A 1,948-nucleotide genomic window follows, 5' to 3' on the forward strand; every position below is an offset into this window, starting at 1 on the left:
CACTGACRCCGCCCGACTGGGACCGGGCCGACTTCAGTCAGCGGGGCCTCGAATATGCGACGGATGACGGGCGCCTGACCTCGCTGCCCCTCTCGGCCGACTACTGGCTGCTCTACTGGAACAAGGATCTATTCAACGCCAAGGGCGTCGCCTATCCGAAGTCGATCGCCGACATCGTGACAGCAGCCGCCAAGCTTCATGACCCAACGAACGGCATTTCCGGCATCGTCGCCCGCGGCCTACGCAATGCAAATGTGCCGGTCTGGACCCAGTTGCTGCTCGGCTACGGCCAGGAGACCACCACCGGGACGCCACCAAAGCTGGCGACGACGACCGAGGATGCCGTCGCCGCCGCGACGATCTATCAGACCCTACTCAAGGCCAGCGGGCCGCAAGGCGTCTCCGGCTTTAACTGGAACGAGGCGCAGTCGCTGTTCGCGCAGGGTCGCGCGGCGATGTGGATCGATGGGGTCGGGTTCGCACCACCTCTCGAGGACGCCAAGCGCAGCCGTATCGTCGGCAAGGTTGGCTACGGCGTGTTCCCGCCCGGGCCGAAAGCCCACCACGCGAATGTCTTCGGCGACGGCATCGGCATCGCAGCGGCAAGCTCCAAGAAGGAAGCCGCTTTCCTCTATTGCCTCTGGGTGACGTCGAAGACGATGTGCAACCGATTGCTGCAGACGGGCTCGGGCGTTCCCTTCCGCAATTCCAGCCTCGTCGACAAGGAGACACTGGCGGCGTTGACGGTTCCCAAGGACTGGGCCGATTGCGTACGAGGCTCGGCCGAGATCGCGCGCACGGGCCTGCCCAACATCGTTCCGGTGACAGAGTTTCGCGACACCTTCGGGGCTGCCCTCACCAACATGATCGGCGGCGCCGACCCAGCCGCCGAACTCAAAAAGGCGACCGACGAATTCGGCCCTGTTCTCGATCGCAGCGAGCAGTCGTGACCAGCCTTGCGGAGATGGCTGTCCGGTCTGCGCCTGTGACGGCGCAGGCCGATCCGCTGCGCAAGCCGTCCTATATCTGGTTCATCCTGCCGGCGTTGGTCGCGACCGTCGCGATCATCGTCTTTCCCTGGATCTTCACAATCTGGATGAGCTTCCACGAATGGAAGATCGGCGGCGCAAAAACCTGGGTCGGATTGCGGAATTATATCGACCTCGCCAGCAACCAGCGCTTCCTTGAGTCGATGTGGCACACGGCGTATTTCACCGTGCTTGCCGTCCTCCTACCGCTGGTCGCCGGCACCTTCGCCGCGGTCATATTCAACCGGCGCTTTCCCCTCCGCGGCCTGCTACGGACGATCTTCATCATGCCGATGATGGCGACGCCGGTCGCCATCGCGCTGGTCTGGACGATGATGTTCCATCCCCAGCTCGGCGTCCTGAACTACCTCCTGAGTGTAGTCGGCATCCCGCCGTCTGAATGGGTTTTTGCACGCAGCACAGTCATTCCAAGCCTCGCCCTAGTCGAAGTCTGGCTCTGGACTCCCTTCGTCATGATCATCGTGCTCGGTGGCCTCGCGGCGGTGCCCGAGGAACCCTACGAGAGCGCGCGGCTCGACGGGGCCACTCAATGGCAGATGTTCCGCTATATCACCTTCCCGCTCGTGCTTCCCTTCATAGCGGTGGCAGGCGTGATGCGCACCATCGACGCGGTGAAGGCCTTCGAGGTGATCTATGTCATCTCCAGCGGAGGCCCGGGGACGGCTTCTGAGACGATCAACCTCTACCTCTATTCGCAGGCCTTCGCCTATTACAACGTCGGCACCGCCTCGACCGTCGTCGTCGTCTTCTTCGCGATCATCCTGCTTCTCTCCGTCGCCCTGCTGTGGGTCAGGGAGCGGTCGAAATGGTACAACAAGTGATGGCTGGCGCGCCGTCGCGCCGCTTCGGCCCTATCTCGTTCGCACAGCTGCGGGAGCATTTGGCGCTAGGCTTCGCTC

2 protein-coding genes are annotated in these 1,948 nt (G+C 63.1%); both read left to right on the forward strand.

From position 1 onward, the window contains the following. Nucleotides 1–950, forward strand: a 950-nt coding sequence (locus tag AC1DVA_RS28010; RefSeq protein WP_476808069.1) for an ABC transporter substrate-binding protein, incomplete at its 5' end; no start/stop codon positions are given. Beyond that, the gene (locus tag AC1DVA_RS28015; RefSeq protein WP_442865093.1) at nt 947–1,870 is read left to right on the forward strand and encodes a carbohydrate ABC transporter permease; all 924 of its coding nucleotides are present in this window, start codon (nt 947–949) and stop codon (nt 1,868–1,870) included. The genes AC1DVA_RS28010 and AC1DVA_RS28015, both read left to right, overlap by 4 nt. Nucleotides 1,871–1,948 lie beyond the last annotated feature (78 nt).

The sequence above is a fragment of the Allobosea sp. P4_C6 genome (assembly GCF_056402015.1).